A 4,846-nucleotide genomic window follows, 5' to 3' on the forward strand; every position below is an offset into this window, starting at 1 on the left:
GAGCATATGCATTTTTCCAAAACCCGGCACCATCAAAAGTTTCAATTTTTGGCATGTATTTTGTGGGTTTCATTTTCTTTTAAATTTAAAGTGACTGTGACGGAAGAGTGGCAAACGCCATTGGAACTGGAGTTACTGTTCCGGATTTTAGGCATGTTGCCCATCACAGTCTATTACAAATCCTACTGGAATCTAATATATTTAATGCGGAGCAAGTGAGTGTGAAACATGGCTACAATAGAAGTAGAAATAGAAATCAATGCTACAGTAGACAAAGTATGGAATATTGTTTCAGATTTGGATAATGAGCCGAAATTTTGGAAGGGAACAAAGGAAGTTAGAAACATTTCCAAAGATGCAAACATCATCAACAGGGAAGTAACAATAGCTTTCAGAGATCAAAAATGCCTACAAGAGGTGAAACTCGAGCCAAAATCTGGAATCCTAGTCAAATTTACAAAAGGAATCATAAACGGGGAGAAGAGAATCAAATTGACTCCCGAAGGAGAAAAGACGTTACTTCGTACAGTTTGGGAGATCAAATTGACAGGTATGATGGGGATGTTTACAGGGATCATAAAAAATCACATCAAAAGCGGTACTGAACAAGCAATGCAAAGTATCAAAGAAGAATCAGAGCGATAACTTATGGAAATGATTTTTGATTTTTTTAATTATGCATTAACGGCAATTTTAATTGGAATTTCAGGAGCTTGGATATTTCTCATCAAATCAATGATAGATTCAGTCAAACTAACACCATATCTAGACAAGTTTGAAAATACTTCGAAATCAACTCCCAAAGTTTCAATTATTTTACCAGCAAGAAATGAAGAAGAGTTTCTTGAGAAGTGTTTAGATACATTGTTAGAACAAGATTATGAAAATTATGAAATTATAGTCATAGATGATTCTTCGGATGATTCTACTGGAGAAATAATTTCCAAGTATTCAGAAAAAAATCCTAAAATAATTCATGTCTCTGCAAGGCCCAAACCCGATGGATGGATGGGAAAGAATTGGGCATGTATGGAAGGGTATAGAAAAGCAACAGGAGAACTGTTGTTATTCACAGATGCAGATACAAAACATTCTAAAAACACCATATCGTCTTCAGTAGCTCATTTAATTTCATTTAACTTGGATGCATTATCTGCAATTCCAAAAATGGTGACATTTGATTTTTGGACAAAAATTTCACTTCCAATGATTTCTACGTTTTTGCATACTAGATTTTCAGCACTGAATGTAAATAATCCTTCAAAGAAAACAGCATATTTTTTTGGTAGTTTTTTCATCATGAAAAAAGAAACATATGAAAAAATAGGAATGCATGAAGGAGTAAAACATGAAATCATTGAAGATGGAGCGCTAGGTAAGAAAGTAAAAGATCTTGGTTATAAAATAAAAATAGTAAAAGGCGAGCACCTAATCGATGCTGTTTGGGCACGAGATAGGATAACACTGTGGAATGCATTAAAGAGATTGATGATCCCACTGTATTTACAAAGTGAAAAAATTGCAATAGGAAGTTTCTTTGCAACATTATTTTTGTTGTTTGTACCTTTTCCAATATTTGCAATATCATTATTGTTACCCGTGGAAACCATATCTGCAAAAATGCTTTGTGTTTCAGCAGGGTTTGCATCGCTTCTGATTTATGTGGCAGCGATAATTGAAACCAAATTTTTACTCGAATTAAGATTAATTCATGCGTTATTTGCCCCATTAGGAGGGTTAGTAGTAGTTTTAGGATTTTTAAGCGGATTGCTTCAGGCAAAAAAATCATCGTCAGTTTCATGGAGAGGTAGAAATTATTCCATGAAGGATCATACTCAAAGTTCAATTAGTGTATAGCAAGCCTTTTAGATAGAAAATAAGAAATTAAAAATCCGTGGATAAATCGAGTATGTTTGTAGGAGGAGTCATTGGCGCTGTTGCAGTAATAGCCATTGTTGCAGTACTATTTGTTTCGCCCCCAACATCACTGAAACCAGACATTGCAATTAGTAGTGAAGACACACCTAATGCACTAGCAGAAATATCCCCAGACTACTCTAAGAAATTATCGTTAATTGAAATTTTTGAAAAATCAGAACCAGGAGTTGTAAGAGTTAATGTACAAAGAAATGATACAGGTGGAGGAACAGGGGGAGTAGGATCAGGTTTTGTTTTCGATAAGAAAGGACACATAATTACAAATGCACACGTTGTTAAGAATGCAGTTAAAGTAGCAGTAACATTTCTTGATGGTAGATCATATAATGCAGAAATAATTGGAGTTGATGAATTTACAGACATTGCAGTAATCAAAGTAAATGCGGATTTGATCTTATTACACCCACTTTCTCTAGGTGATTCGTCAAATCTCCAAGTTGGAGAACAAATAGCCGCAATTGGAAATCCATTTGGATTGTCTGGTTCTATGACTTCTGGAATCGTTAGTCAGTTAGGAAGACTACTTCCTTCAGGTGCAGGGTATTCAATTCCAGATGTGATACAAACAGATGCAGCAATTAATCCTGGCAATTCAGGAGGACCATTACTAAACATGCGGGGAGAAATCATAGGAATAAACACTGCAATTCAATCAACTACAGGGGAATTTACAGGAGTTGGTTTTTCAGTTCCATCTCAAACTATTGCCAAAATAGTTCCAACATTAATTGAAAAAGGAGAATATAAACATCCATGGATTGGAATTGCAGGCAGAGATATAGATCCTGATTTGGCAAAAGTTTTGAATCTCAAAGATGCAGTAGGATTTTTGATTGTAACTGTAGTAGATGATAGTCCAGCTTCTAAAGCAGGGTTGATTGGATCGGACAAAACTATTGAGGCGGATGGAATAAAATATCCTATGGGAGGAGACATTATTTTATCAGTTGATGGGAAAGATGTTAGAAAAATTGACGACATATTGATTCACCTACAAAGATCAAAGTCAGTAGGAGATGAAATGGTTTTAGAAATACTTAGAGATGGAAGAACGACGAACGTAACTATTGTACTTCAAGAGAGACCAAACGGCAATTAAAACAATGCAAGCATAAATACAACTTAACAAGAATCCTTTCTATTGAATAATCTTGTCTTAAATTCTGAGAAATTAAACCATGTTTTAGAGGACAAAGAAATTTCACAACAGGACATTATAGAGATTTACGAAAAATCCACATTAGATCCTAGTGAACTTTTTTCTACTGCACAGAGATTGAGAGAGAAATTTAAAAAAAATTCTGTAACATTTTCCAAAAAAGCATTTTTCAACATAGTTAATCTCTGCAAAGATACTTGTTCATACTGCACATACAAAGCAGAACCAGGAGAACAGAAACTTTCCTTAATGTCAAAACAACAGATTTCAGAATTGTTGCAGCTTGCAAAAAAATACAGATGTGTGGAAGTACTTTTTGTTACAGGAGAACAACCAGAACAAAAATACCAAGAAGCAAGAGATTGGTTAAAGAAAAATGGATTCAAAACGACTGCAGAATATCTAATTCATGCATCAGAACAGGCATTAGAATTAGGATTATTCCCACATACTAATGCAGGAAATTTGAGATTTGAAGAAATGAAGGAATTAAAGAAAACAAACGTATCAATGGGAATTATGCTTGAAAATGTTAGTGAGCGACTAACAAAAAGGGGAATGCCTCATTATCTAGCAGCAAGTAAAAGACCAAAAGCGAGATTAAAAGTATTGGAGAATTCCGGAGAATTAAGAATACCAATGACCACAGGGATTCTGGTAGGGATAGGAGAGACAATGTACGAAATAATTGACTCAATATTTGCAATAAAGCAATTACATCAAAAACATGGGAACATTCAAGAGATTATTTTACAAAACTTTCAACCTAAAGAAGACACATTAATGAAAAATGAGCCATCAGCTGATGAGAGATATTTCAAAACGGTGGTTGCATTAACAAGAATCATCATGCCAGATATGAATATACAAATTCCACCAAACTTATCTCCGAAATCATATCAAAGTTTCTTAACAGTTGGGATTAATGATTGGGGGGGAATATCACCACTGACACCAGATTTTGTTAATCCTGAATTTTCATGGCCGGAGATCAGTGACGTTGATGAAAATTCAAAAAAAGCAGGATTTGAATTAAAATGTAGATTTCCAGTATATCCAGAATTTTTTTCATTTATTAGCAAAGAGTTAAGAGATAAAATGGCAGTAATAAAAAATGATGAAGGGTTGGTAAAAAAGGAGTATTGGAAATGACAAAAAACATAGAAGCGCTTTTTAAAAATGCAGATCCAGCAGTAACTGAAATTTTAAACAGAGCACTGTCAGAAAAGGAGATATCTTCAGAAGAGGCATTAACATTATTCAAAACAACTGGAATAGATTTTCATCTAGTCGGAATGGTGGCAGATGAATTAAGAAAAAGAAGAGTAGGAGATGTTGTGTCCTATGTAGTGAATAGAAACATCAATTTTACAAACGTCTGTATAAAACAATGTGGGTTTTGTGCATTTAGTAGAGATTTCAGAGAAGAGGAAGGATATTTTCTACCCACAGAAGAGATTGTTAGAAGAGCAAAAGAGGCACACCAATTAGGCGCAACCGAAGTATGCATTCAGGCAGGTTTACCACCAGACATGGATGGTGGATTGTATGCGAATATTTGCAGAGAAATAAAAAAAGAAATTCCAGATATCCACATTCACGGGTTTTCTCCAGAGGAGATTCTATACGGGGCATCACGATCGAAGACAACTATTGAAGATTTTCTCAAAAGAATGAAAGAAGCTGGTGTGGATACACTTCCGGGTACTTCAGCAGAAATTCTTGATCAAAAATTGAGAGACAAAATTT

Annotated in this window: 5 protein-coding genes; all 5 read left to right on the plus strand. The window is 34.7% G+C overall.

Annotated features, from left to right (window positions below):
* Window positions 1-228: 228 nt before the first annotated feature.
* A complete protein-coding gene (locus BD31_RS08920; protein WP_008301507.1) occupies window positions 229-645 on the plus strand; it encodes a type II toxin-antitoxin system RatA family toxin in 417 nt (138 codons plus the stop codon).
* A gap of 3 nt (window positions 646-648) precedes the next feature.
* Entirely contained in the window at window positions 649-1,857 is a 1,209-nt protein-coding gene (locus BD31_RS08925; protein WP_008301502.1) for a glycosyltransferase family 2 protein, read from the plus strand.
* A 37-nt stretch (window positions 1,858-1,894) separates the two neighbouring features.
* Window positions 1,895-3,037 carry a S1C family serine protease gene (locus BD31_RS08930; protein WP_048097627.1) on the plus strand — a complete coding sequence of 381 codons (1,143 nt, stop codon included), beginning with the start codon at window positions 1,895-1,897 and terminating at the stop codon, window positions 3,035-3,037.
* A gap of 42 nt (window positions 3,038-3,079) precedes the next feature.
* On the plus strand, window positions 3,080-4,249 hold the full coding sequence (gene cofG / locus BD31_RS08935) for a 7,8-didemethyl-8-hydroxy-5-deazariboflavin synthase subunit CofG (protein WP_008301500.1): 1,170 nt from the start codon (window positions 3,080-3,082) through the stop codon (window positions 4,247-4,249).
* On the plus strand, window positions 4,246-4,846 hold a 601-nt coding region (locus BD31_RS08940), incomplete at its 3' end, for a radical SAM protein (RefSeq protein WP_008301505.1). The genes cofG and BD31_RS08940, both read left to right, overlap by 4 nt.

Origin of the sequence: Candidatus Nitrosopumilus salarius BD31, from assembly GCF_000242875.2 — an archaeon.
Lineage (GTDB): Archaea > Thermoproteota > Nitrososphaeria > Nitrososphaerales > Nitrosopumilaceae > Nitrosopumilus > Nitrosopumilus salarius.

What these genes read in the sequence shown, in the direction of transcription:
- BD31_RS08920 (WP_008301507.1), top strand. Translation starts at nt 229, where the DNA reads ATGGCTACAATAGAAGTAGAAATAGAAATCAATGCTACAGTAGACAAA.
- BD31_RS08925 (WP_008301502.1), top strand. Translation starts at nt 649, where the DNA reads ATGGAAATGATTTTTGATTTTTTTAATTATGCATTAACGGCAATTTTA.